This window comes from Pseudomonas vancouverensis (genome assembly GCF_004348895.1).
GTDB classification, from domain to species: domain Bacteria; phylum Pseudomonadota; class Gammaproteobacteria; order Pseudomonadales; family Pseudomonadaceae; genus Aquipseudomonas; species Aquipseudomonas vancouverensis.
Map to the genome: position 1 here is coordinate 160,670 of NZ_RRZK01000028.1, position 26,513 is coordinate 187,182.

Annotated in this window: 18 protein-coding genes; 10 read left to right on the plus strand and 8 right to left on the minus strand. The window is 61.1% G+C overall.

Annotated elements, in window-relative coordinates:
• Positions 1–39: 39 nt before the first annotated feature.
• The 3 genes from zipA to EIY72_RS19830 form a co-directional block, all read right to left on the minus strand.
• The gene (gene zipA / locus EIY72_RS19820; protein ID WP_093217573.1) at positions 40–894 is read right to left on the minus strand and encodes a cell division protein ZipA; all 855 of its coding nucleotides are present in this window, start codon (positions 892–894) and stop codon (positions 40–42) included.
• Between the two features lie 258 nt (positions 895–1,152).
• Positions 1,153–4,641 carry a chromosome segregation protein SMC gene (smc, locus tag EIY72_RS19825; protein WP_093217570.1) on the minus strand — a complete coding sequence of 1,163 codons (3,489 nt, stop codon included), beginning with the start codon at positions 4,639–4,641 and terminating at the stop codon, positions 1,153–1,155.
• 2 nt (positions 4,642–4,643) lie between these two features.
• Positions 4,644–5,303, minus strand: coding sequence for a GntR family transcriptional regulator (locus EIY72_RS19830; protein ID WP_093217567.1), 660 nt, complete (start codon positions 5,301–5,303; stop codon positions 4,644–4,646).
• A gap of 265 nt (positions 5,304–5,568) precedes the next feature.
• On the opposite strand from EIY72_RS19830, the gene xdhA reads away from it, so the two are divergent.
• The 4 genes from xdhA (at position 5,569) to guaD (ending at position 11,743) form a co-directional block, all read left to right on the plus strand.
• Positions 5,569–7,023, plus strand: coding sequence for a xanthine dehydrogenase small subunit (gene xdhA / locus EIY72_RS19835; protein WP_093217564.1), 1,455 nt, complete (start codon positions 5,569–5,571; stop codon positions 7,021–7,023).
• Positions 7,016–9,415 (plus strand): xanthine dehydrogenase molybdopterin binding subunit, encoded by a 2,400-nt coding sequence (gene xdhB / locus EIY72_RS19840; RefSeq protein WP_093217562.1) that lies wholly within the window; start codon positions 7,016–7,018, stop codon positions 9,413–9,415. The genes xdhA and xdhB overlap by 8 nt, the downstream gene beginning before the upstream one ends.
• A 142-nt stretch (positions 9,416–9,557) precedes the next feature.
• Positions 9,558–10,415, plus strand: coding sequence for a xanthine dehydrogenase accessory protein XdhC (gene xdhC, locus EIY72_RS19845; RefSeq protein ID WP_093217559.1), 858 nt, complete (start codon positions 9,558–9,560; stop codon positions 10,413–10,415).
• 23 nt (positions 10,416–10,438) lie between these two features.
• Positions 10,439–11,743, plus strand: a complete 1,305-nt coding sequence (guaD, locus tag EIY72_RS19850) for a guanine deaminase (RefSeq protein WP_093217556.1) — start codon at positions 10,439–10,441, stop codon at positions 11,741–11,743.
• A gap of 90 nt (positions 11,744–11,833) precedes the next feature.
• Here the strand turns inward: guaD and EIY72_RS19855 are convergent, their stop codons facing one another.
• A complete protein-coding gene (locus EIY72_RS19855; RefSeq protein WP_093217553.1) occupies positions 11,834–12,598 on the minus strand; it encodes a GntR family transcriptional regulator in 765 nt (254 codons plus the stop codon).
• A gap of 256 nt (positions 12,599–12,854) precedes the next feature.
• On the opposite strand from EIY72_RS19855, the gene EIY72_RS19860 reads away from it, so the two are divergent.
• Entirely contained in the window at positions 12,855–14,045 is a 1,191-nt protein-coding gene (locus tag EIY72_RS19860; RefSeq protein ID WP_093217550.1) for a benzoate/H(+) symporter BenE family transporter, read from the plus strand.
• A 57-nt stretch (positions 14,046–14,102) separates the two neighbouring features.
• Here the strand turns inward: EIY72_RS19860 and EIY72_RS19865 are convergent, their stop codons facing one another.
• The gene (locus tag EIY72_RS19865; protein ID WP_093217547.1) at positions 14,103–14,447 is read right to left on the minus strand and encodes a YggL family protein; all 345 of its coding nucleotides are present in this window, start codon (positions 14,445–14,447) and stop codon (positions 14,103–14,105) included.
• A 235-nt stretch (positions 14,448–14,682) separates the two neighbouring features.
• Between EIY72_RS19865 and dacB the strand changes: the two genes are divergently transcribed.
• Entirely contained in the window at positions 14,683–16,143 is a 1,461-nt protein-coding gene (gene dacB, locus EIY72_RS19870) for a D-alanyl-D-alanine carboxypeptidase/D-alanyl-D-alanine endopeptidase (protein WP_093217544.1), read from the plus strand.
• A 47-nt stretch (positions 16,144–16,190) separates the two neighbouring features.
• On the opposite strand, the gene EIY72_RS19875 is transcribed toward dacB, so the two are convergent.
• Positions 16,191–18,590, minus strand: a complete 2,400-nt coding sequence (locus EIY72_RS19875; protein ID WP_093217540.1) for a sensor domain-containing diguanylate cyclase — start codon at positions 18,588–18,590, stop codon at positions 16,191–16,193.
• Between the two features lie 143 nt (positions 18,591–18,733).
• Positions 18,734–21,004 carry a bifunctional 23S rRNA (guanine(2069)-N(7))-methyltransferase RlmK/23S rRNA (guanine(2445)-N(2))-methyltransferase RlmL gene (gene rlmKL, locus EIY72_RS19880; protein WP_093217535.1) on the minus strand — a complete coding sequence of 757 codons (2,271 nt, stop codon included), beginning with the start codon at positions 21,002–21,004 and terminating at the stop codon, positions 18,734–18,736.
• Positions 21,005–21,533: 529 nt separating this feature from the next.
• On the opposite strand from rlmKL, the gene rmf reads away from it, so the two are divergent.
• Positions 21,534–21,749, plus strand: a complete 216-nt coding sequence (rmf, locus tag EIY72_RS19885; protein WP_003223300.1) for a ribosome modulation factor — start codon at positions 21,534–21,536, stop codon at positions 21,747–21,749.
• Between the two features lie 232 nt (positions 21,750–21,981).
• Here rmf and EIY72_RS19895 read toward each other — a convergent pair whose 3' ends face one another.
• The gene (locus EIY72_RS19895; protein WP_093217530.1) at positions 21,982–23,001 is read right to left on the minus strand and encodes a quinone-dependent dihydroorotate dehydrogenase; all 1,020 of its coding nucleotides are present in this window, start codon (positions 22,999–23,001) and stop codon (positions 21,982–21,984) included.
• A 228-nt stretch (positions 23,002–23,229) separates the two neighbouring features.
• On the opposite strand from EIY72_RS19895, the gene EIY72_RS19900 reads away from it, so the two are divergent.
• The 3 genes from EIY72_RS19900 to EIY72_RS19915 all read left to right on the plus strand — a co-directional run bounded on the left by EIY72_RS19900 (position 23,230) and on the right by EIY72_RS19915 (position 26,509).
• On the plus strand, positions 23,230–24,441 hold the full coding sequence (locus tag EIY72_RS19900; protein ID WP_093217525.1) for a CmpA/NrtA family ABC transporter substrate-binding protein: 1,212 nt from the start codon (positions 23,230–23,232) through the stop codon (positions 24,439–24,441).
• Between the two features lie 15 nt (positions 24,442–24,456).
• On the plus strand, positions 24,457–25,032 hold the full coding sequence (locus EIY72_RS19905; protein WP_093217519.1) for an ANTAR domain-containing response regulator: 576 nt from the start codon (positions 24,457–24,459) through the stop codon (positions 25,030–25,032).
• A 265-nt stretch (positions 25,033–25,297) separates the two neighbouring features.
• Positions 25,298–26,509: a nitrate/nitrite transporter gene (locus EIY72_RS19915; RefSeq protein WP_093217514.1), complete on the plus strand. Its 1,212-nt coding sequence runs from the start codon at positions 25,298–25,300 to the stop codon at positions 26,507–26,509.
• Positions 26,510–26,513 lie beyond the last annotated feature (4 nt).

Below are 26,513 nucleotides of genomic sequence, written 5' to 3' on the forward strand. Positions count from 1 at the left end.
GCCGATCATCCCGCGCCCCGCGCGGGAATAACCTTTGAATCAACGCTTCTGGGTCAGTGCGCGGCGCTCGAACTCGACGATGCGCTGACGGTAATGCTCGATGGTCTGCGCGGTCAGGACGCTGCGTTGATCGTCCTTCAGTTCGCCGTTCAATTCCTGGGACAGCTTGCGTGCCGCCGCCACCATCACGTCGAAGGCCTGCTTCGGATGACGCGGACCTGGCAAGCCGAGGAAGAAGCTCACGGCCGGAGTGCTGAAGTGGTCGATGTCGTCCAGGTCGAACACCCCTGGCTTGACCGCGTTGGCCATGGAGAACAGCACTTCGCCATTGCCGGCCATGCTTTCGTGACGGTGGAAAATATCCATCTCGCCGAAACGCAGGCCGCTTTCGAGAATGTTCTGCAACAGCGCCGGGCCTTTGAAGCCGGCGGCGTCACGGCAGATCACGCTGATTACCAGCACTTCTTCGGCTTGCGGCTGATCCTTGTCGCTGATCGACGGCGCAGCCTTCGGTTCGACCGGGAAATCGTCGTCGCGGCTGCTGAAGCTCGGGCCGCCGTCCAGATCCAGGCTCAGGTTCATGTCGCCCTGGGAAGGCTCGCTGTGCGCACGCTTGCCACGTTTGGAACCCGATTCGCGAGGTTCACGGGCAGGCATGCTCACCGACGGCAAATCTTCTTCATCCAGTTGCGGTTCCTTGTGCGTATCCAGCACGCGTGGCGGGCCCAGCAGTTCGGCACTGCTGTCCTCGTCCGGCAGATTGGACAGGCTTCGGTCAAGACGGAACTTCAGTTTTCCCTTGCCGCCGCGCATACGGCGCCAGCCATCAAAAAGAATACCGGCAATGACAATAATGCCGATGACGATCAGCCACTCGCGCAGACCGATTTCCATGTAATCCCGTGCCTCTATAAAAAATGCTGAAAAATAAGGGGTTTACAATGTGCAAACCGCTTTAAAACGTGGCGCCAACTCTATGTTCTGACAGGCGTTTTGCCCACGTATACGAAAAATTGACATTAAACTAGCACGACCAAAGGCAACTTTACACCGTCTACGGCGTTGGCTTGCGCGAATATGTCGATTGGCCAGCAAGTCGAAGCCTTCAAAAAAGTCCTACAGACCCAATACCACCATCCGACAGACCGTTCCTCAGGCGTCCACCATCGCCATCGCCTCCTCGACATCCACCGCTACCAGTCTTGAACAACCCGGTTCATGCATCGTGACCCCCATCAATTGATCGGCCATTTCCATGGCGATCTTGTTGTGGGTGATGTAGATGAACTGCACGGTCTGAGACATCTCTTTAACCAGTTTTGCGTAGCGTCCAACGTTAGCGTCATCCAAAGGCGCGTCAACCTCATCGAGCATGCAGAACGGCGCAGGATTGAGCTTGAAGATCGCAAAAACCAGGGCCAATGCGGTCAGGGCTTTTTCGCCGCCGGAGAGCAAATGGATGGTGCTGTTCTTCTTGCCGGGCGGCTGCGCCATGATCGTTACCCCTGTATCGAGTAGATCTTCGCCCGTCAGTTCCAAATACGCGCGTCCACCACCGAAAACTTTTGGGAAAAGCGCCTGTAAACCGCCATTGATCTGATCAAAGGTATCCTTGAAACGGTTGCGCGTTTCCTTGTCGATCTTGCGAATCACGTTCTCGAGGGTCTCGAGTGCTTCGACCAGATCGGCGTCCTGCGCATCCAGATAACGTTTACGCTCGGATTGTTGCTGGTATTCGTCGATGGCCGCGAGGTTGATGGCACCCAGGCGTGCAATTCGCGCGGCAATGCGTTCGAGTTCTTCCTCGGCTTCCTTTTCGCTGGCTTCGGCGGTGAGCGTGGCGAGCACGCCATGAAGATCGTAGCCGTCTTCGAGCAACTGGTCCTGCAGGGCTTTGCGGCGCACGGTCAGGGCTTGCCATTCCATGCGCTGCTGTTCGAGCTGGCTGCGAATCAACTGCGACTGTTGCTCGGCCTGACTGCGGCGTTTTTCCGCGTCGCGCAATTCGCGGTCGGCGTCTTCCAGGGCGATCTGTGCGGTCTTGAGCTCTTCGTCGACGGTCATGCGCTTGTCGAGCAACTCTTCGAGTTTCAGGCGCAACTCCTCCAGCGGCGCCTCGCCCTCCTCCAGATTGAGACTCAACTGTTCGCGCTTTTCGGTCAGGCGCTCGGCCTGCATCTCCAGGCGTTCAAGCGCCTGCCGCGTCGAGTCGTGCTGCGCTTTCAGCGAGCCCAGACGCACCGCCAGTTGATGGGCGTGGTCCTTGTGCTGACGGGCTTCCTGACGCACCCGATCAAGGCGTTCACGCAGGCTGTCGCGCTGGGCCAGCAGCAGTTCGCGCTGCTCGGTGTCCTGCGCCATGCTGTCGAGGGCTTCCTGCAATTGCAGGCGCGCTTCGCCGATGTTTTCGTGCTCCAGGGCGCGCTGCTCGTCCAGCTCGACCAGTTCTTCGTCGAGACGGGTACGGCGCAAGGTCAGCTGTTCAGCCTTGGCTCTACCGGCGGACAACTGGGCCTTCAATTCGCCCTGCTGACGGGCTTCATCCTGCAGCAAACGACGCAAGTGCTCACGACCGTTTTCCTGCTGGCGCTGTTGCGCCCGAAGATTCTGCAGCTGGGTTTCCAGGGCTTCAACAGCGGCTTCGCGCTCTTCACGCTCGAGACCCAACTGCTGAATCTCCTGGCCACGGGCCAATACGCCACTTTCCGCTTCGCTGGCACGGCGCACCCGCAGGAAGTGGCGACCGACCCAATAACCGTCGCGGCTGATCAGACTCTGTCCGGCCGCCAGTTGACCGCGCAGGGCCAGGGCCTGCTCAAGGCTGTCGACAGGTTTGACTTGCCCCAGCCAAGGCGATAGATCGATCTGCGCTTCGACCTTGTCCAGCAAGCTTCCGGGCATCCGCACACCATCGCCCGCCGGGCTGAGCAGACGCAGATCGCCCTGATTGAAGCCGGACAGATCGAAACCGTTGAAATCATCCACCAGCACTGCTTGCAGATCGGCGCCCAGTACGGTTTCCACCGCCAGCTCCCAACCGGCTTCGACCTTCAGGCCTTCGGCCAGACGCGGGCGATCCGCCAGGTGCTGATCACGCAGCCATTCGGCGGTACCGGTGCCGGGATCAAGGGCGGCCTGTTGCAAGGCTTCCAGCGAGGCGAGACGACCATTGAGGCGCTGCAAATCGCCCTGGGCCTGCTGTTGCGCCGTCAGCGTTTGCTGCAATTGCTGGCGCAGTTGTTCAAGGCGCTCGACCTGCGCCTCTTCGCTGGTCTGCAGGTCTTCGAGGGTCGCTTCGGATTCGGCGAGCTGCTCGCTGAGTTCCATGATCGCCGCGTCCTCCGGGTCCGCCGAGAGCAAGGCGCGCTCTTCGCCCAGACGTCGCTGGCGCTCTGCCAGGCGCTCCAGGCTGGTTTCCAGTTGCTGGATGCGCGACTGCTGCACTTCGGCCTGGCGCCGTGGTTCGGCGGACGTCAGGTTGAACGCGTCCCACTGTTCCTGCCAGCCGTGCATGGTGGTTTCGGATTCTTCCAGCGCGGCGGCAGCTTCTTCTGCGGCAGCGCTGGTGACTTCCTGCTCCGGGGTGAGCATGTCCAGCTCTTCGCCCAGGGTCAGCAACAGCGTGCGGTCGTGGCCCAGGTGAGATTCGGTTTCCAGGCGCGCGCGCTCGGCTTCTTTCAGGTCATCCTGCAATTGGCGCAAACGCTGCTGGCCGTGCTGGATGCTCTGTTCGACCCGGGCGATGTCACCACCCACCGAATAGAAGCGCCCCTGCACCAGATTGAAGCGTTCCGACAGATCATGGTGCCCGTCGCGCAAGCGTTCGATACTCGCATCGGCGTTACGCTGTTCGGCCACCAGGGCTTCGAACGACACCTCCTGGGTGCCGATGATGCTTTCACGCTGGCCGACTTGATCGTTCAGTGCCTGCCAGCGCAGTGCCGACAGCTGGGCCTTGAGCTGACGCTCCTCGCCCTTGTATTCCTGATACTTCTTCGCGGCCTCGGCCTGACGGTGCAAGCGCTCAAGCTGACGGGTCAGTTCTTCGCGCAGGTCGGTCAGGCGCTCAAGATTCTCGTGAGTACGGCGGATGCGGTTCTCGGTCTCGCGCCGACGTTCCTTGTACTTGGAGATGCCCGCCGCTTCCTCGATGAAGTTGCGCAGGTCTTCGGGCTTGGACTCGATCAGCTTGGAGATCATCCCCTGCTCGATGATCGAATAGCTGCGCGGGCCCAGGCCGGTGCCGAGGAAGATGTCGGTGATGTCCCGACGGCGGCATTTGGTGCCGTTGAGGTAATAGGTGGTCTGGCTGTCGCGCGTCACTTTGCGGCGAATGGAAATTTCCGCGTAGGCCGCGTATTCGCCCAGCAAAGTGCCGTCGGAGTTGTCGAACACCAGTTCGATGCTGGCCTGACTCACTGGCTTGCGGCTGGTCGAACCGTTGAAGATGACGTCGGTCATCGACTCGCCACGGAGGTTCTTCGCCGAACTTTCGCCCATTACCCAGCGTACGGCGTCGATGATGTTCGACTTGCCGCAACCATTGGGCCCGACCACCGCCGCCATGTTACTGGGGAAGTTCACCGTGGTCGGATCGACGAAGGACTTGAAGCCCGCCAGCTTGATGCTCTTGAGCCGCACGCTTAAGCGACCGTCAAGGCGGAGATCACCAGATCGCAGCTGCGCTGGGCGTAGGCCGTCAGCACCACGCGGATCTGCGCGAAGTCACGGGCGATCACGGCAGCGAGCAGGCGCTCGAACAGTTCCAGGTATTCGCTCATCGACGCCTTGCGCTGTTCCAGCGCCAGGAAATAGGCACGGCTCATGGCCGGCTGCAGGTTCTCGACGGTTTCCTGCAGGTACGGGTTATTGGCAAACCCGTAGGTGGCGCGCATGACATTGAAACTGTCGTCGACGAAGGTGTGGATGTCCTGACGCTCGAAGCTGGCAGTCAGGCGCTGCTGGATCTGCACGAACGGCGCCAGGTCGGCCTGGACTTTCCAGCCACTGGCCACGGCGTTGGCCAGCAATATGTACATCTCGCTCATCAGCGTGCACAGGCTCTGCACCTTGTGCGCGGTGAGTTCGGTGACGTGGGCGCCCCGACGCGGCAGGATCGCGATCAGGTGGCGGCGCTCGAGGATCAGCAGCGCCTCGCGAACCGAGCCGCGACTGACGTTGAGGGCCAGGGTGACCTTCTGTTCCTGGATGCGCTCCCCGGGTTTCATTTCGCCGCGAATGATGCGTTCGGCGAGGTGGTGAGCAATTTGCTCGGCGAGGCTGTCCGGCGCCTTGAACGTCATGGTTGTCCTTCAAACTCTTCGATCTGTACAAGCGGCGCAGTGTAGCGCAATTGCTACAGGATCGCGGAGTGCCCGCCCGGTGGTTTTTGGCACGATTCAAGCAAAAAGCAGGCTATTGATCGAGGGTCAATAATGAAGTGAGGCGTGGTTGATCGACAAAATGCTATTTCCTGACCTTTAAGTCAGAAAATCATTGACCGAAAAGTCAGACCTGCTAAATTCGGTTGCATCGGTTAACAACAATAATGAGTCTGCGAGGCCTTCCGTGATCCAGTTTTTACTAAACCAGGAACTCCGTAGCGAGCACGCCCTGGACCCGAACCTGACCGTGCTTAATTATCTGCGCGACCATGTGGGCAAACCCGGTACCAAAGAAGGCTGCGCCAGCGGTGACTGCGGCGCGTGCACGGTGGTGGTCGGTGAGTTGCAAACGGATGACAACGGCCGCGAACACATTCGCTATCGCAGCCTCAACTCGTGCCTGACCTTCGTGTCGTCGTTGCACGGCAAGCAACTGATCAGCGTCGAAGACCTCAAACACCAGGGCAAGCTGCACAGCGTGCAGCAGGCGATGGTCGAGTGCCACGGCTCGCAATGCGGCTTCTGCACCCCCGGCTTCGTCATGTCGCTGTTTGCCCTGCAGAAGAACAGCGATGCACCGGACCACGCCAAGGCCCATGAAGCCCTGGCCGGCAACCTCTGCCGCTGCACCGGTTATCGGCCGATTCTGGAAGCCGCCGAGCAATCCTGCTGCGGCAAACAGCCTGACCAGTTCGATGCCCGCGAAGCCGAGACCATCGCCCGCCTGAAAGCCATTGCGCCGACCGACATCGGTGAACTCAACAGCGGCGACAAGCGCTGCCTGGTGCCGTTGACCGTGGCCGATCTGGCCGACCTGTACGACGCCTACCCGCAAGCCCGCCTGCTGGCCGGCGGTACCGACCTGGCGCTGGAAGTCACCCAGTTCCACCGTACCCTGCCGGTGATGATCTACGTCGGCAACGTCGCCGAGATGAAGCGCATCGAGCGCTTTGACGATCGCCTGGAAATCGGCGCCGCCACCGCCCTCTCCGACTGCTATGAGGCGCTAAACGCCGAGTACCCGGACTTCGGTGAACTGCTGCACCGTTTCGCCTCCCTGCAGATCCGCAACCAGGGCACCCTCGGCGGCAACATCGGCAACGCCTCGCCCATTGGTGATTCGCCACCCCTGCTGATCGCCCTTGGTGCGCAGATCGTGCTGTGCAAAGGCGAAACCCGCCGCACCCTGGCGCTGGAAGACTACTTCATCGATTACCGCGTGACGGCACGCCAGGAGAGCGAGTTCATCGAGAAGATCATCGTGCCGCGGGCCAGCGTCGAAAAGCTGTTCCGCGCCTACAAGGTGTCCAAACGCCTGGACGATGACATTTCCGCGGTGTGCGCCGCCTTCAACATTCGCCTGGAAAACGGTGTGGTGGCCGAAGCCCGCGTCGCCTTCGGCGGCATGGCCGCGATCCCGAAACGCGCTGCTGCCTGTGAAGCCGCACTGCTCGGTTCGCCCTTCAGTCACGCCACCGTCGAGCGCGCCTGCGCTGCCCTGGCCGAAGATTTCACGCCGCTCTCGGACTTCCGCGCCAGCAAGGAATATCGCCTGCTCAGTGCGCAGAACCTGCTGCGCAAATACTTCATCGAACTGCAAACACCGCACATCGAGACTCGGGTGACCGCTTATGTCTAATCATCACGCCGTAGAGAAGACCCAGGCCGAACTGGCTGAACTGTTCGCCAAGGACCTGACCACCGGTGTCGGTCGCAGCGTCAAGCACGACAGCGCGCCCAAGCACGTGTCCGGTGAAGCGCAGTACATCGACGATCGCCTGGAGTTTCCCAACCAGTTGCACGTCTATGCGCGGATGTCCGACCGTGCCCATGCACGCATCATCAGCATCGACACCTCGCCCTGCTACGCCTTTGAAGGTGTGCGCATCGCCATTACCCACGAAGACGTGCCGGGCCTGAAAGACATCGGCCCGTTGATGCCCGGCGACCCGCTGCTGGCCATCGACACCGTGCAGTTCGTCGGTCAGCCGGTGGTCGCTGTCGCGGCGAAAGACCTGGAAACCGCGCGCAAGGCCGCGATGGCCGCCGTGATCGAGTACGAAGACCTGGAACCGGTGCTGGACGTGGTCGAGGCCTATCGCAAAAAGCATTTCGTGCTGGACACCCACACTCATGAACGCGGTGATTCGACAGGGGCATTGGCGACCGCGAAAAACCGTATCCAGGGCACGCTGCACATCGGCGGCCAGGAGCACTTCTACCTGGAAACCCAGATCTCTTCGGTGATGCCCACCGAAGACGGCGGCATGATCGTCTACTGCTCCACCCAGAACCCCACCGAAGTGCAAAAACTGGTGGCGGAAGTGCTGGACGTGTCGATGAACAAGATCGTCGTCGACATGCGGCGCATGGGTGGCGGTTTCGGCGGCAAGGAAACCCAGGCCGCGAGCCCGGCCTGCCTGTGCGCGGTGATTGCGCACCTGACCGGGCAGCCGACCAAGATGCGCCTGCCGCGGGTCGAAGACATGCTGATGACCGGCAAGCGCCATCCGTTCTATGTCGAATACGACGTGGGCTTCGACGACAGCGGGCGCCTGCATGGCATCCAGCTGGAACTGGCGGGTAACTGCGGCTGCTCGCCGGACCTGTCGAACTCGATCGTTGACCGAGCCATGTTCCACTCCGACAACTCGTACTACCTGGGCGATGCGACCATCAACGGTTATCGCTGCAAGACCAACACCGCGTCGAACACCGCCTACCGTGGCTTCGGCGGCCCGCAAGGCATGGTCGCCATCGAAGAAGTGATGGACGCGATTGCCCGGCATCTGAACCTCGACCCGCTGGCGGTGCGCAAGATCAACTACTACGGCAAGACCGAGCGCAACGTCACCCACTACTACCAGACCGTCGAGCACAACATGCTCGAAGAGATGACCGCCGAACTGGAAGAAAGCAGTCAGTACGCCGAACGCCGCGAAGCGATCCGTCGCTACAACGCCAACAGCCCGATCCTGAAAAAAGGCCTGGCGCTGACCCCGGTGAAGTTCGGCATTTCCTTCACCGCCAGCTTCCTCAACCAGGCCGGTGCCCTGGTGCACGTCTACACCGACGGCAGCATCCACCTGAACCACGGCGGCACGGAAATGGGCCAGGGCCTGAACACCAAGGTGGCGCAAGTCGTTGCCGAGGTGTTCCAGGTGGAAATCAACCGGGTGCAGATCACCGCGACCAACACCGACAAGGTGCCGAACACCTCGCCGACTGCAGCTTCCAGCGGCGCCGACCTCAACGGCAAGGCCGCGCAAAACGCTGCGGAAATCATCAAGAAACGCCTGGTGGAATTCGCCGCGCGCCAGTACAAGGTCAGTGAGGAAGACGTCGAATTCCACAACGGTCATGTGCGTGTACGCGATCACATCCTGACCTTCGAAGCGTTGATCCAGCAGGCCTATTTCAACCAGGTGTCGCTGTCGAGCACCGGCTTCTACAAGACGCCAAAGATCTACTACGACCGCAGCCAGGCCCGTGGTCGGCCGTTCTACTACTTCGCCTTCGGCGCGGCCTGCTGCGAAGTGCTGGTCGACACCCTGACCGGCGAATACAAGATGCTGCGCACCGACATCCTCCACGACGTCGGCGCCTCGCTGAACCCGGCCATCGACATTGGCCAGGTCGAGGGTGGTTTCGTCCAGGGCATGGGCTGGCTGACCATGGAAGAGCTGGTGTGGAACAACAAGGGCAAGCTGATGACCAACGGCCCGGCCAGCTACAAGATCCCGGCCGTGGCGGACATGCCGCTGGACATGCGCGTGAAGCTGGTGGAAAACCGCAAGAACCCGGAAGACACGGTGTTCCACTCCAAGGCTGTCGGTGAGCCGCCGTTCATGCTCGGCATCGCCTCGTGGTGTGCGATCAAGGACGCAGTGGCCAGTCTGGGCGACTACAAACATCAACCGAAGATCGACGCACCGGCGACCCCGGAGCGGGTGTTGTGGGGTTGTGAGCAGATGCGCCAGTTGAAGGCAGCGAAGGCTGTCGAGACTGAGACCGAGTTGGCTTCGCTCTAAGACCGCGGTGCGGCCAATCGCTCGCAAGCTGGCTCCTACAGGATTTGAGTTGAAGCAAATTCTGTGGACACCACAAAACACTGTGGGAGCTAGCCTGCTAACGATGAGGCCGGTGCAGACAACAGAGATGTTGAGGTGAAACATGTACAACTGGATCGACGCCCTCGCCGACCTGCAAAACCGCGGTGAACCCTGCGTGCTGGTGACCATCATCGAAGAGCTCGGCTCAACGCCGCGAAACGCCGGTTCAAAAATGGTCGTCAGCGCTAGCCAGACCTTTGACACCATCGGTGGCGGGCACCTGGAATACAAGGCCATGCAGATCGCCCGCGAGATGCTCGCCAGCGGCAAGCAGGACACCCATCTGGAGCGCTTCAGCCTCGGCGCCAGTCTGGGCCAATGCTGCGGTGGCGCCACCGTGCTGCTGTTCGAGCCGATGGGCCAGGTGCAGGCGCAGATTGCGGTGTTCGGTGCCGGCCATGTCGGCCGCGCGCTGGTACCGCTGCTGGCCAGCCTGCCGTGCCGCGTGCGCTGGATCGACTCGCGGGAAGATGAGTTCCCGGAGCAGATCCCCCATGGTGTGCGCAAGATCGTCAGCGAAGAGCCGGTGGATGAAATCGACGACCTGCCGGCCGGCAGCTACTGCATCGTCATGACCCACAATCACCAGCTTGACCTGGAACTGACCGCAGCGATTCTCAAGCGCAACGACTTCGCCTACTTCGGCCTGATCGGCTCGAAGACCAAACGCGTGAAATTCGAACACCGCCTGCGCGAACGCGGCTTCGACACCAGCGTCGTGCAACGCATGCGCTGCCCGATGGGCATCGGCGAAGTCAAAGGCAAGTTGCCTGTCGAGATCGCCATCTCCATCGCCGGCGAAATCATCGCCACCTACAACGCCAACTTCGGCCAGCAAAGCTCCAGCGCCGAACCGATTGCCAAACTGCTGCCGGCGTCACGCCGCAGCCAAGCGGCCAGACAAGCCGCCTCGAACTGACAAGCCTGATATAGAGAACCCCAATGCCTCTGACTCGCAAAGCTTACCGCGCCGCCATCCTGCACAGCATCGCCGACCCGGCCGAAGTGGGTATCGAAGCCTCCTACGAGTACTTCGAAGACGGCCTGCTGGTGGTCGACAACGGCCAGATCAGCGCCCTTGGCCACGCCAGCGATCTGCTGCCGAAACTGCCGGCGGACATCGAAATCACCCACTATCAGGATGCGCTGATCACCCCGGGCTTCATCGACACCCACATCCACCTGCCGCAAACCGGCATGGTCGGTGCCTATGGCGAGCAACTGCTCGACTGGCTCAACACCTACACCTTCCCCTGCGAAAGCCAGTTTGCCGACAAGGCACACGCCGACGAAGTCGCGGACATCTTCATCAAAGAACTGCTGCGTAACGGCACCACCACCGCCCTGGTGTTCGGCAGCGTGCACCCGCAGTCGGTGAACTCGTTCTTCGAAGCGGCGCAGCAACTGGACCTGCGCATGATCGCCGGCAAGGTGATGATGGACCGCAATGCGCCGGACTACCTGACCGACACCGCCGAATCCAGCTACCTGGAAAGCAAGGCGCTGATCGAACGCTGGCATGGCAAGGGTCGCCTGCACTACGCCGTGACGCCACGCTTTGCGCCGACCAGCACCCCCGAGCAACTGACCCTCGCCGGGCAATTGCTGACCGAGTACCCGGATCTGTACATGCAGACCCACATCAGCGAAAACCTCAAGGAAATCGAGTGGGTCAAGGAATTGTTCCCGGAGCGCAAGGGCTACCTGGACGTCTATGACCACTACCAACTGCTCGGCGAGCGCTCGGTGTTCGCCCACGGCGTGCACCTGTGCGACGACGAGTGCGCGCGACTGGCAGAAACCGGCTCGGCGATCTCGTTCTGCCCGACCTCGAACTTCTTCCTCGGCAGTGGCCTGTTCAACCTGCCCATGGCCGAGAAGCACAAGCTCAATGTCGGCCTGGGCACTGACGTCGGTGGCGGCACCAGCTTCTCGCTGCTGCAAACCCTCAACGAAGCCTACAAGGTCATGCAGTTGCAGGGTGCGCGCCTGAGTCCGTTCAAGTCACTGTACCTGGCGACCTTGGGCGGTGCCCGGGCGCTGCGTCTGGAGGACAAGATCGGCAACCTGCAACCGGGCACCGACGCCGACTTCCTGGTGCTGGACTACAACGCCACGCCGCTGCTGGGTTATCGCCTGAAACAGGCCAACAACATTGCCGAGGCGTTGTTCGTGTTGATGACGCTGGGTGATGACCGGACTGTGTTGCAGACTTATGCAGCGGGCAACCTGGTGCATCAGCGCTGAGTTTTCCCAAGGCATAAAAAATCCCCCGCGCTTTTCAGCCCGGGGGATTTTTATTGCCTGCTATGCCGCCTTCGCGAGCAACTCGGTTTGTCAGATTTTCGCCGGCGCCCGCCCTGGCTTCTTGGTCTGCAACAGATGCGAGAACACCGCATGCAGGTCATCCGATGCACTTTCCTCATCGAGATTGAGCTTGCTGTCGATGTGATCCATGTGATGCATCATCAGGTTCACCGCCAACTCACCGTTCCCCGCCTCGATGGCGTCGATCAGTTGGGTGTGCTCATCGTAGGAGCAGTGGGAACGGTTGCCGCTTTCGTACTGGGCGATGATCAGCGAAGTCTGCGACACCAGGCTGCGCTGGAAGCTGATCAGCGGTGCATTCTTTGCCGCTTCCGCCAGTTTCAGGTGGAACTCGCCCGACAGGCGAATGCCGGCACCGCGATCGCCGCGGGAGAAGCTGTCGCGCTCGTCGTTGACCATCTGCCGCAGCTCGGCAATTTGCTCCGCAGTGGCGTGCTCGACCGCCAGTTCGGTGATCGCCCGCTCCACCAGACGGCGGGCGAAGAACACCTGGCGGGCTTCTTCCACACTCGGGCTGGCAACCACGGCGCCACGGTTCGGTCGCAACAACACCACACCTTCATGGGCCAGGCGCGACAGTGCGCGGCGAATGATGGTGCGACTGACCCCGAAAATCTCCCCCAGCGCTTCTTCGCTCAACTTGGTGCCAGGCGCCAGGCGTTGTTCGAGGATCGCCTCGAAGATATGCGCATAGACAATATCGTCCTGGGTTCCGCTACGGCCGGCCTTGCCTGCGCGCGGTTGTTTCTTGAGGGGTTGCAACTGTTCGTTCATGGGCACTCGAGTCGGAAAACTGCGGCGAATTGACGGTGACTTTAATACGGCACAGTGGGTCGCTGGCAAGTATCGCGTAAAAAACACGGCGATTGTACACAATGAATGGTGGCAACACGACTGTACGGCTGTTTGTGGCCCCGGCTGTATTGCAACGTTCGGTTACTTTTGAGTTTAGGCTTGTTCACAGAATCCGCAGCCGATTGCAATCCTCCTCCAGGCGGACATCTTCACCAGAACAAGGAACACCGCCGTCATGAACGACGCCACGCACACGCAGCTCCGTCCTCTGGCCGACACTTCACCCTCGGCCATCGTCGCCGGGTTCATCGCCATGATGACCGGCTACACCAGTTCCCTGGTGCTGATGTTCCAGGCCGGGCAAGCGGCGGGCCTGACCAGCGGGCAGATTTCCTCGTGGATCTGGGCGATCTCGATCGGCATGGCGGTGTGCTCCATTGGCCTGTCGCTGCGTTATCGCACGCCGATCACCATTGCCTGGTCGACGCCTGGCGCAGCCTTGCTGATCACCAGCCTGGGCGGTGTCAGCTACGGCGAAGCCATCGGCGCCTATATCACCTGTGCAGTGCTGGTGACGATTTGCGGCCTGACCGGCAGCTTCGAGCGCCTGGTGAAGAAAATCCCGGCATCACTGGCAGCGGCCCTGCTGGCGGGAATCCTGTTCAAGATCGGCAGCGAAATCTTCGTCGCCGCGCAACACCGCACCGCGCTGGTCCTCGGCATGTTTTTCACCTACCTGGTGGTCAAGCGCCTCTCGCCCCGCTACGCCGTGCTGTGCGCGTTGCTGATCGGTACCGCCCTGTCGGGCTTCATGGGCCTGCTGGACTTCAGCGGCTTCCACCTTGAAGTGGCGACACCGGTCTGGACCACACCGCACTTCTCCTTTGCCGCCACCATCAGCATCGGCATCCCGCTGTTCGTGGTGGCGATGACTTCGCAGAACATGCCCGGCATCGCCGTGTTGCGGGCCGACGGCTACAGCGTTCCGGCATCACCACTGATCACCACCACCGGCATCGCCTCGCTGTTGCTGGCGCCGTTCGGCTCCCACGGCATCAATCTGGCGGCCATCAGCGCAGCCATCTGCACCGGGCCACAAGCCCACGAGGACCGCAACAAACGTTACACGGCAGCGGTCTGGTGCGGGATTTTCTATGGCATCGCCGGTGTGTTCGGTGCGACCCTGGCGGCGTTGTTTGCGGCATTGCCCAAGGAGTTGGTGCTGTCGATTGCCGCACTGGCGCTGTTCGGCTCGATCATCAACGGTTTGAGTATCGCCATGAGCGAGGTGAAGGAGCGTGAAGCGGCGCTGATCACCTTCATGGTCACGGCCTCGGGGCTGACGCTGTTTTCCATCGGTTCGGCGTTCTGGGGGATTGTTGCGGGGGTGTTGACGCTGCTGATCCTGAATTGGCGCAAGGCCTGACACACGAAATCCGGGCATAAAAAAACGGCGACCCTTGGGTCGCCGTTTTCATTGACATCAAGCTACCGGATTGATCGGCTTTTCCGGGTACCAGACGTCCAGCAGCGGGCTGACTTCAACGCTGGTCAGCTCGGTGCGGCCTTTGAGCCAGGTTTCAACGGCAGCGCGCTGCTCGGCAGTCACCGAACCACGCTTCTGCAGGCAAACCAGACCGTAGTCGTCGCCGCCCACGTAGCCCAGACCGTTGGCTTCCATGGCTTCTTTGAGGAATGCATCGAGGAAAGCATCAATGGCTTCGTCAGCCAAATCTTCTTTGAAATCCAGGTTCAGTTCGAAACCCAGCTCTTGAAATTCATCGACGCACAGTTTTTTGCGCAGACGCTGGGAACGGTTAGTCGCCATTGGAACAATCCTCTTAAGTAATAACGGCCGGCACTTTAGCAGTTTAAGCCGCCGATTGCCCGACTCTCTGGGCGACGGCAGCTACCGCCGGTAAAAAAAATAGCCGATTAACCGGCCAAGGCACGGCACAAGCCGTAACACCTTGGGGCATAATGCCGACACTTTCATGACCACTGAGGGCTTTTTCATCCATGCCCTCGTTATTTTTCCCCTCGACTGCAGGGTCTTATTTCACATGATCAAATCGCTGCGTCCTTTGTTTCTCGCCGGTCTTCTTCTGCCGCTGGCCCTCCCCGTCAGCGCCGCCACCATCAACACCGCCCTCACCCCGAATGTCGAAAAGGCTCTCAAGGCCAGCAAGTTGCAGGACAACGCCCTGTCGCTGGTGATGATTCCGCTCACTGGCCCGGGCACGCCCACTGTGTTCAACGCGGACGTCTCGGTCAATCCGGCGTCGACCATGAAACTGGTCACCACCTATGCGGCCCTGGAGATGCTCGGCCCCAACCATCAGTGGAAAACCGAGTTCTACACCGATGGCACCCTCAGCGGCGGCATTCTTAACGGCAACCTCTACCTCAAGGGTGGCGGCGACCCGAAGCTGAACATGGAAAAACTCTGGCTGCTGATGCGTGATCTGCGCGCCAACGGCGTGACCCAGGTCACCGGTGACCTGGTGCTGGACAAGGGCTTCTTCATTCCGCCACAGTTGCCCGAGTTCAACGACGACGGCAATGACGAGAACAAGCCGTTCCTGGTCAAGCCCGACGCGTTGCTGGTCAACCTCAAGGCCCTGCGCTTCGTTGCGCGCAACGACTCGGGCAAGGTGCTGGTGTCGGTTGAGCCGCCGATCGCGACCATCCGTATCGACAATCAGGTCAAGGCCATCGCCGGCAAGCAGTGCACCGGTGGCGTGCGTTACAACCCTGTGCCCCAGGCCGATGGCAGCGTGACCGTCACGGTCGGTGGCCAACTGGCCGAAGGCTGCAGCTCGCAGACTTACCTGTCGCTGCTCGACCACTCGACCTACACCGCCGGCGCCGTGCGGGCGATCTGGAAGGAACTGGGCGGCAGCATCCAGGGCAAGGACGTCGTGGCATCGACACCGAAAGATGCCAAGGTCCTGGCCCGGGCGTTCTCCCCGGACCTGGCGGAAATCATCCGCGACATCAACAAGTACAGTAACAACACCATGGCTCAGCAACTGTTCCTGAGCCTCGGTCAGCGCTTCCGCACCGATGCCGACGGTGATGACGCCAAGGCTGCCCAGCGTGTCGTGCGCCAGTGGCTGGCGAAAAAAGGCATCACCGCCCCGCATCTGGTCATGGAAAACGGCTCCGGCCTGTCACGCTCGGAAAGGGTCAGCGCCCGGGAAATGGCGGCGATGCTCGAAGCGGCCTGGCACAGCCCGTACGCCGCCGAGTACATCAGTTCGATGCCGATTGCCGGCACCGACGGCACCATGCGCAAACGCTTGAAGACCACTGCGATGCGCGGCGAGGCTCACGTCAAGACCGGCACCCTGAACACCGTGCGCGCGATCGCCGGTTTCAGCCGCGACGTCAATGGCAACACCTGGGCCGTGGTCGCGATCCTCAACGACAAGGCCCCGTTCGGCGCCTCGTCGGTGCTCGACCAAGTGCTGCTGGACCTGTACCGCCAACCGAAGCTGGCGCAGACCGCGTCGGTACTCTAAGCACAACCCGTACCCTGTGGGAGCTCCTCCCACAGTGGGCTTTACGCCTAAGTCATCTCCCCTTCCACCCGATCCCGCCCGGCCTGCTTCGCCGCGTAGACCCCCGAGTCAGCGCGCAGCAATAGCGCATCCGCGCCTTCGCCGACGCGCCAACTGGCAATACCGAAACTGGCGGTGACCGTACCCACGCCATCGATGGGCGTACTGCGCAGGCCTTGCCAGAGCTGCTGGGCCAGCACATGGGCGTGCTCGCCACTGATGTCCGGGCACAGCACCATGAACTCCTCACCGCCCAGGCGACAGAACACATCAGTGCGCCGCAGGCGATGACCAATGCGCTCGCAGACAATGCGCAACACCCGATCCCCCACGGCGTGGCCGTGCAAATCGTTGATCCGTTTGAAATGGTCGATGTCGAGCATGATCACCGACAGATCACCTCCGCCACGCTCCACCCGCGCCATTTCACTGGTCAGGCGCTCCTGGAAGTAGCGACGGTTGTGGATGCCGGTCAGCGAATCCGTCACCGACAGCGCGCGCAGTTCTTCTTCCACCCGCTTCATGTCGGAAATGTCCGAGATGTAGCCGTGCCAGAGCACACCACCGCCGGGCAACTCCTCAGGCGTTGCCTCGCCACGCACCCAGCGCAGACCACGCAGGGGCAATTGCACCCGGTACTCCTCGCGCCAGGGGCTGAGATTGTCCGCCGAGGCCTTGATGGAGGCGCGAACCCGGGTGGTGTCCTGGGGATGAATGCGGGTGAAGATCGACTCGGCGTTCATCAGCAGTACATCCGGCTCCAGCTCGTAGATCTCGCGGATGCCGTCACTGGCGTAGATCACACTGAATCGCCCATCGAACTCCATCTTGAACTGGTAGATGCCACCGGGCACATGGGCGCTGAGTTTCTTCAACAACAGGTCGCGCGCCGCCAACGCTTCGTGGACCCGCTTGCGCTCGGTGATGTCGATACACACGGCCAGGTGCCCGACCCACAGGCCTTGCTCGTCCAGCACCGGGGTGGCGAGCATATTGACCATCAGGTGGCTGCCATCACTGCGCACCAGCGTCCATTCGCGCGCCTCGTGATCACTCTCAAGATCGCCCTCCACCAACATGGCCTGACAGGTCGGCACCGGTTTGCCATAGCGTGTGCTCAGCTCCGCCGCGCGCGCCACCAGCTCCCGGGGCAGGTGCAGGTTTTCCAGGGTCATGTGCCCCACCACTTCGGCGCTGGTGTAGCCGAGCATCTGCTCGGCGCCAGCGTTAAAGGTGCTGATGACCCCGCGCAGGTCCGTGGCAATGATCGCCACCTGGGTCGCCGCATTCAAAACGCCGCGCAACTGGCCGTGGGTGCCGCGCAATTCCTGTTCGCGTTCACGCAGTTCCTGGGTGCGCAGTTCAACCATTTTCAACGCCCGCTGGCGTTGACTGACCAACACATAAAGCAAGGCGCTGAGCAGTATGCTGAGCAGGCCTCCGAGCACGACCAGGCTGCTGACCGAGGAATGATTGGCCTGGACGAAGGCCTCGCTGGGCTGGATATCGACCTGGTAATCATGGTCGGCCAGGCGTAACAGGCGAGTGGCGGACAAGTCGCTGACCGCCGGCGGATTGGGCGACTCGAACAGCACTTCATGCTGATCGTTGGTGGACAGATCAAGAATGCGCACCGAAAGGGAGTCGCGATTGGCTTCCGGCAAGCCGTCCGCCAGCAACTGGCGCATGCTGATCACCGCCATGACATAGCCATAGGGCTTGGTCGCCTGCGCTTCCTGGCTATTGCGCTGCATCACCGGCGCGACCAGCAGCACGCCCCGGGCATAGGCCGGCTCGATACTGACCAGCGTCATCGGCTGCGAAACAGCCATGCCTCCATGCTGATTGGCTCGCTCAAGGGTCGCGCGACGCAAAGGCTGCGCCAGCAAGTCGTAGCCGAGGGGTGATCCGAGCTTGCTTTGCGTCTGGCTGTAGAGCACCACCACGTACTCGTCGCGCTCACCGGCGAGTTTCAACTGGCCCGCGGCATCGAGTTCACGCAGGGCAAAGCTGCTCAAGCCCTCATCACGCGCACGCTGCTCGAACGCCGCGCGCTGGTCACGGCTGACCCGTTCAGCGTAGGAGTACGCCTGGGTTCGATAGAGCAAGGGTTTGGTATAGCCGTCGAATTCCGCGCGGGACACCGAATCGGAGTTGGCGAAAAAACGTCGCAGGCCATCGAGGCGCTGCTCCTGATCCTGAAATCGTTCTTCGATGCGGCTGTAGCGTTCACTGGCCAACAACTGGAAGCGTTGGCGCAGTTGATGGTGAAACAGATTCAGCGTCGACCAGGCCAGCAAGCCGGTGAGAACCCCACCGACAAGCAATACCAACAGCGCGACCAGCCAGGCCGAGACATCTTCGCTGATAAAACCCAGGATCTTGGGGCGCACGGCGTGCAACGACATAAAACCCAACTCAAAACGCCAGGTGCGGGAAAGCCCTTTGGCCATGAGTTGAGTTATAGCTATTAGCCACTAATTTGACCAGTACCGGTCGGAGCCAAGAGCCTTTAAAAATCAAGGCTCTGAGGTTCCAACCGATTCAAGTGTCAACGAGCCGTGATTTTCCAGGCGCGGTGGATCTTGGCGTTGCGGGCAAAATCCGGATCAATGGTCTGCGCGGTGATTTCCTCGACCGCATAGCGCTCGCCCAGATTGGCCTCCAGCTCGAACTTGCGGAAGTTGTTGGAGAAATACAACACGCCGCCGGCCGCCAGGCGCGCCATGGCCAGGTCGATCAGTTGCACCTGGTCGCGCTGCACGTCGAACACCCCTTCCATGCGCTTGGAGTTGGAGAACGTTGGCGGGTCGATGAAGATCAGGTCGTACTCGTCGCGACTGGCTTCCAGCCAGGCCATGACATCACCCTGCTCCAGGCGGTTCTTGTCGGAGAAACCGTTCAGCGACAGGTTGCGACGCGCCCAGTCCAGGTAGGTTTTCGACAAGTCGACGCTGGTGGTGCTGCGCGCGCCGCCCTTGGCCGCATGCACACTGGCCGTCGCGGTGTAGCAGAACAGGTTGAGGAAGCGCTTGCCCGCCGCCTCTTTCTGAATGCGCATGCGCATCGGCCGGTGATCGAGGAACAGGCCGGTGTCGAGGTAATCGGTGAGGTTCACCAGCAGTTTCACGCCACCTTCGTTGACCTCGACGAATTTGCCCTGCGCAGCCTGGCGCTCGTATTGCTTGGTGCCGCTCTGACGTTCACGGCGCTTGACCACCACGCGGCTCTTGTCGATGTTCAGGGCCTGGGGAATCGCGGCCAGGGCATCGAACATGCGCGCCGAGGCTTTTGCCGGGTCGATGGATTTTGGCGCGGCATATTCCTGGACATGCACCCAATCCTGGTACAGGTCGATGGCCATGGAGTATTCCGGCATGTCGGCATCGTAGACGCGATAGCAATCAATGCCTTCACGCTTGACCCACTTGCCCAGCGCCTTGAGGTTCTTTTGCAGGCGATTGGCAAACATCTGCCCGCCTTCGCTCAGGCGTGGCAGTTCGACCACAGGCGCGGGCGCCGGGGCCGGTTTGATCGGGTTGCCGTTTTTGTTGTACTGGCGCTCTTGCGGCTCGCTTGGCGCCTGATCGTAGGCCGCCTGCTCACGTTCGGCCTGACGCTGCTCCGGAGTACGGCGCTCGCCGGTGACGAACTGGTCGGGCAGGACCTTGATCAGCAGCAGCTTGCACGGCAAGGCGCCGTTCCAGAACGAATACTGTTTGTGGCTGCGGATGCCCATGCGCTTGCCCAGGTCCGGTGCGCCGGTAAACACCGCCGCTTCCCAGTTCAGGCAGGCCTGACGCAGGCGTTCGCCGAGGTTCTGGTAGAGGTAGAGCAGGCTCGCCTCGTCGCCCAGACGCTCGCCATAGGGCGGGTTGCAGATCACCAGGCCTTTCTGGTTCTGATCCGGACGCGGCTCGAAGGTCGCGACTTCGCCCTGATAGATCTTGATCCATTCGCTCAGGCCGGCACGCTCGACGTTGTTGCGCCCCGGTTGAATCAGGCGCGGGTCGGCTTCGTAGCCACGAATCCACAGCGGTGGCTTGGCCAGACCGGCCGCGGCACGCTCGGACGCTTCTTCGTGGAGCTTTTTCCACAAGGCCGGCACGTGACCGAGCCAGGCGCTGAAACCCCATTGCTCACGGCGCAGGTTCGGCGCGATGTCGGCGGCGATCATCGCGGCTTCCACCAGGAAGGTACCGACGCCGCACATCGGGTCGGCCAGAGCGCCGCCTTCAGCGGCAATGCGTGGCCAGCCGGAACGGATCAGGATGGCTGCCGCGAGGTTTTCCTTCAGCGGCGCCGCACCTTGCTGCAGGCGGTAGCCGCGCTGGTGCAGGCTGTGACCGGACAGGTCGAGGGACAGGATCGCTTCGCCACGGTCCAGGCGCAGGTGAACGCGCAGGTCGGGATTGAGCTTGTCGATGGAAGGACGATCGCCCTGGGGGGTGCGCAACTTGTCGACGATGGCGTCCTTGACCTTCAGCGCACCGAAGTGGGTGTTGTCGATGCCCGAGCCATGGCCACTGAATTCGACGGCCAGGGTGCCGTCGCTGAGCATGTGGTCTTGCCACTCGATATCGAGCACGCCGTGGTACAGGTCTTCGGCATCCTTCATTGCGAAGCGCTTGAGCACCAGCAATACGCGGTTGGCCAGACGTGACCACAGGCAGAGGCGGTAGGCGGTTTCCATGGTGGCCATGCCACGCACGGCGGAGGTGTGTTCCCGCGCGTCCTCAAGGCCAAGCCCGACGGCTTCCTCGATGAGCAGGCCTTCAAGGCCTTTAGGGCAAGTGAGGAAGAGTTCGAAACGATCGGACATGGGAATTCCAGAACCTTTGGCTGAGTGACCGGGCAACGCATTGCCGGTCCGGTTTTCAATCAGGCGCTTTTCTCGAAGAGCGCCCGCGTGGCACGAAGGTGTGCCGTTCCACCCCTGCTGCCCGGGTTAAATGAGCTTAGATGCAAGGACAGATAAAAAAGTTGATGCAACAAAATGTCATAAGTCGACCCTTCGTCGAATTGTCCCGCAGCGGCAGGAAACATTCTCACTAAAGGATTAACCCGCGCATCCCGCGCGGGGGCCGATCATACCGGGCTTTGGTGAAAAAAAATTCATGAATTGCGCCGTTACTTATGGCCATAGCACGCTTTTGGTTACGCCCTTATGACAAAACGATCATTCCCTCGGTGTGACTCATTGGTTAGAACTGGAATCAGGTTGGCGCCGCAATGACGCCAACACCTTGGCTCGTCACGCCGGCAACGAGCCGCCAACGGCAGAGTTTTTCTGCCAGACCTCCGTTGAGGTCAACGCGATACATACAGTCAACAAGTGAGGGCAATACCCTATGAGAAGACTTAAGCGTGATCCGTTGGAAAGAGCATTTTTGCGCGGATATCAATATGGCGTAGGTGGTAAATCCCGTGAGCTTTGCCCATTTACTCTACCGTCGGTACGTCAAGCCTGGATCAACGGCTGGCGAGAAGGACGCGGCGACAACTGGGACGGTATGACCGGCACTGCGGGAATCCACAGACTCAACGAACTTCACGCCGTCGGCTAAGCACAGGGCACAACACTCCGACACGACAATCTGACTTTGTACTGAATTAACCACGCGCGTCCCATCCGGACGGCGGGCTTCGGCCCAGGGGCTCCTTTGAAGGGGCCCTTTTTTATGCCTGAGGATTCAAATACAACTTGTGGGAGCGAGCTTGCTCGCGATGGCAGCCTTTCAGTCGATATCCTCGTTGAATGTTAAACCGCTATCGCGAGCAAGCTCGCTCCCACAGGGTTCAGCGCAGCGCGGCGATGGCGTCTACGGACTCGCGAATCAGCGCCGGGCCTTTGTAGATGAAGCCCGAGTAAATCTGTACCAGGCTCGCACCGGCGGTGATTTTCTCCGCCGCGTGCTTGCCTTCGGTGATACCACCGGCCGCAATGATCGGCAGCTTGCCGCCCAGCTCCGAGGCCAGCACCTTCACGGTGTGGGTGCTCTTGTCACGCACCGGCGCACCGGACAGACCGCCCGCCTCGTCAGCATGCTCCATGCCTTCGACGCCAACACGGCTCAGGGTCGTGTTGGTGGCAATCACCGCATCCATCCCGGTCTCAATCAGCGCCTGCGCGACCTGAGCGGTTTCTTCATCGGTCATGTCCGGGGCAATCTTGATGGCCAGCGGTACATGCTTGCCATGGCGCAGCGCCAATTCAGCGCGGCGCTCAGCCAGGTCGGCGAGCAGTTGCTTGAGCGAATCACCGAATTGCAGGCTGCGCAGCCCCGGGGTGTTCGGCGAGCTGACGTTGACCGTCACATAGCTGGCGTGGGCATAAACCTTGTCCAGACAGATCAGGTAATCGTCCACGGCACGCTCGACCGGCGTATCGAAGTTCTTGCCGATATTGATGCCCAGCACGCCCTTGTACTTGGCTGCCGCTACGCGGGCCAGCAGATAGTCCACACCGAGGTTGTTGAAACCCATGCGGTTGATGATCCCCTCGGCTTCCGGCAAGCGGAACAGGCGCGGCTTGGGGTTGCCCGGTTGTGGACGCGGGGTGATGGTGCCGATTTCGACAAAACCGAAACCCAGCTGGGCAAAGCCGTCGATGGCCGCGCCGTTCTTGTCCAGGCCTGCGGCCAGGCCTACCGGGTTCGGGAAATCCAGGCCCATGACGTTCACCGGCTTTTTCGCCGGAGCCTTGCACAACAAGCCGTTGAGCCCCAGACGCCCTCCCGCGCCGATCAGGTCCAGGGACAGATCGTGAGAGGTTTCCGGAGAGAGTTTGAACAACAACTGACGGGCCAGGCTGTACATGGGCGGGTTGGACTCGATTGGCGGCGAATTGAGATGGCGATTATAGCCGGGCCAAGGCTCGGCAAGCGAGGCACCTTAGCAATTCAAGGTTGAATGGCATATGCCTTGCACTATTCCATGCATCGACACCCATGCCAACGATGGCGGGGGTGAAAAGACAATGGCGTCGTTTCCGGACTGCTCGTTTGTGGGCCGGAGACGACGTTTTTTTTGTAGGGTGAACACACGATGAACGAACCGTCAGCCGGTCCCCTGGCCTGGGTCAACGGCAGTGATGCCCCGGAAAAATCCGAAATCAACCTCGGTTTCATGGCCCTGAGTGACTGTGCATCGGTGGTGGTCGCCGCCACCCAGGGCTTCGCCCAACCCCATGGGTTGACCCTGAACCTGAAGCGTCAGTCATCCTGGGCCAACATCCGGGACAAACTGGTCAGCGGCGAACTCGATGCAGCCCACAGCCTGTACGGCCTGATCTATGCCGTTCACTTGGGCATCGGTGGCGTGGGTGCAACCGACATGGCCGTTCTGATGGGGCTGAACCAGAACGGCCAAAGCATCAATCTGTCCCGCGACTTGCAAGCGCTGGGCGTGACCAGTCCTGAAGCATTGGATCGGCACGTGCACCACACTCGCACAAAACTCACCTTCGCCCAGACGTTTCCAACCGGCACCCACGCCATGTGGCTGTATTACTGGCTCGCCAGCCAAGGCATTCACCCGTTGCGCGATGTCGACAGCGTCGTGGTGCCGCCAACGCAAATGATCGCGCACCTTCAAGCCGGACGTATCGACGGGTTCTGTGCAGGCGAACCCTGGTCTGCGAGCGCCGTGCAACAGGACCTCGGCTTTACCCTGACCACGACCCAGACCCTCTGGCCCGATCACCCGGAAAAGGTCCTGGGCTGTACCCGCGAATTCGTCGAGCAGTACCCGAATACTTCGCGGGCATTGGTCATGGCGGTCCTCGAAGCCAGCCGCTTCATCGAGCAAAGCCGCGAAAATCGCCGCAGTACCGCACAACTGCTCAGCGCCGCACAGTATCTTGATACGCCATTGGGCTGCGTCGAACCGCGCCTGCTGGGTGATTACACCGACGGCCTCGGCCATCGCTGGCAAGACCCCCACACGCTGCGTTTACATGGTGGCGGCGAGGTCAACCTGCCCTACCTGTCCGACGGCATGTGGTTCATGACTCAGTTTCGTCGCTGGGGCTTGTTACGCGAAGACCCTGACTATCTCGCAGTAGCCCGGCAGGTCCAGCAACTTGACCTCTACCGCCAGGCCGCCAGCGCCGTTGGCGTTGTATCGCCGGCCTTTGAAATGCGCAGCAGTCAGTTGATCGACGGCAAAATCTGGGACGGCTCGAACCCCGCCGGTTATGCCCGCAGCTTCACCTTGCACGCCATGAACGACCGCTCGCCGCGAACCACCCACTGCTGACAGGAGACCTCGAATATGCTGCGTATCCTGCTCATCAACGACACGGCAAAGAAAGTCGGACGCCTGAAATCAGCCCTGATCGAGGCCGGTTTCGAAGTGATCGATGAATCCGGCCTGACCATCGACTTGCCCGAACGCGTAGAAACGGTGCGGCCGGATGTGATTCTGATCGATACCGAGTCACCGGGGCGCGATGTCATGGAGCAAGTGGTCATGGTGACTCGCGACCAGCCTCGACCGATCGTGATGTTTACGGACGAACACGACCCCGTGGTGATGCGTCAGGCGATCAAGTCCGGGGTCAGTGCCTACATTGTCGAAGGCATTCACGCACAGCGCTTGCAGCCGATACTCGACGTGGCCATGGCGCGTTTTGAAAGCGATCAGGCCTTGCGCGCCCAGTTGCATGCCCGTGATCAGCAATTGGCCGAGCGCAAGCGCATCGAACTGGCCAAGGGTCTGTTGATGAAAATGAAGAACTGCAACGAGGAAGAGGCCTACACGCTGATGCGCCGCCAGGCGATGAGCCGCCAGCAGAAGCTGATTCAAGTGGCGGAACAGATCATTGCCATGAGCGAGCTGCTGGGCTGAAGTTCAGCGGTGGATGCTCCTTCATCTCCGCGAGCAACTGGGTTGCAAGTGTTGGCACAAATCTCGCTAAGCAATCACCACAGGTAACCAACGGCGGTTGCCCCACCTACGACAAAGACGTCGCTCACCTCATTTGCTCCTGGCAAATCGGGTGGCGGCGTTTTTTCGTTTTGGCCCCACAGCCCGGGGCCGGTGGTGCGGCCGTAACGGCGCCCACCTGCAAGCTCACGACTCCTTCCGAGACTCTTCACAGCTGAGGTGCGCGATGAATTCAAGCTTCTGGAAATCCGGCCATACACCGACATTGTTCGCCGCCTTCCTCTATTTCGACCTGAGCTTCATGGTCTGGTACCTGCTTGGCCCCCTGGCGGTGCAGATCGCCGCCGACCTGCAACTGACAACGCAACAACGCGGGCTGGTGGTGGCCACGCCCATTCTGGCCGGGGCAGTTCTGCGCTTCGTGATGGGGATGCTGGCTGATCGCCTGTCACCCAAGACTGCCGGCCTGATCGGTCAGGTCATCGTGATCTGCGCCCTGTTCGGCGCCTGGAAAATCGGTATCCACAGCTACGAGCAAGCGTTGTTGCTGGGGCTGTTCCTGGGCATGGCTGGCGCCTCTTTCGCCGTCGCCCTGCCCTTGGCGTCACAGTGGTATCCGCCGCAACACCAAGGCAAGGCGATGGGCATTGCCGGCGCAGGCAACTCGGGCACGGTGTTCGCCGCGTTGATCGCCCCGGTACTGGCAGCGGCATTTGGCTGGAGCAACGTGTTCGGTTTCGCCCTGATTCCACTGATCCTGACCTTGATCGTCTTTGCCTGGTTGGCCAAAAACGCCCCCGAGCGGCCAAAGGCCAAAGCCATGGCCGACTACTTCAAGGCTCTGGGCGACCGCGATAGCTGGTGGTTCATGTTTTTCTACAGCGTGACCTTCGGCGGCTTCATCGGCCTGGCCAGCGCCCTGCCCGGCTACTTTAACGACCAGTATGGCCTGAGCCCGGTCACTGCCGGTTACTACACCGCTGCATGCGTATTTGGCGGCAGCCTGATGCGCCCGCTGGGCGGTGCCTTGGCTGACCGGTTCGGGGGCATCCGCACCCTGCTGGCGATGTACACCGTTGCAGCGATCTGCATCACCGCGGTCGGCTTCAATCTGCCAAGTTCCTACGCGGCATTGGCGCTTTTCGTCTGCACCATGCTCGGCCTGGGTGCCGGTAATGGCGCAGTGTTCCAACTGGTGCCACAGCGCTTTCGCCGGGAAATCGGCGTGATGACCGGCCTGATCGGCATGGCCGGTGGCATTGGTGGGTTTGCCTTGGCGGCCGGCATGGGTGCAATCAAGCAAAGCACCGGCAGCTATCAACTGGCCCTGTGGTTGTTCGCCAGCCTGGGTGTGCTGGCGTGGTTCGGATTGCACGGGGTGAAACGGCGCTGGAGAACCACCTGGGGCTCGGCTGCCGTCACGGCTGCGCGGGTTTGAGGTT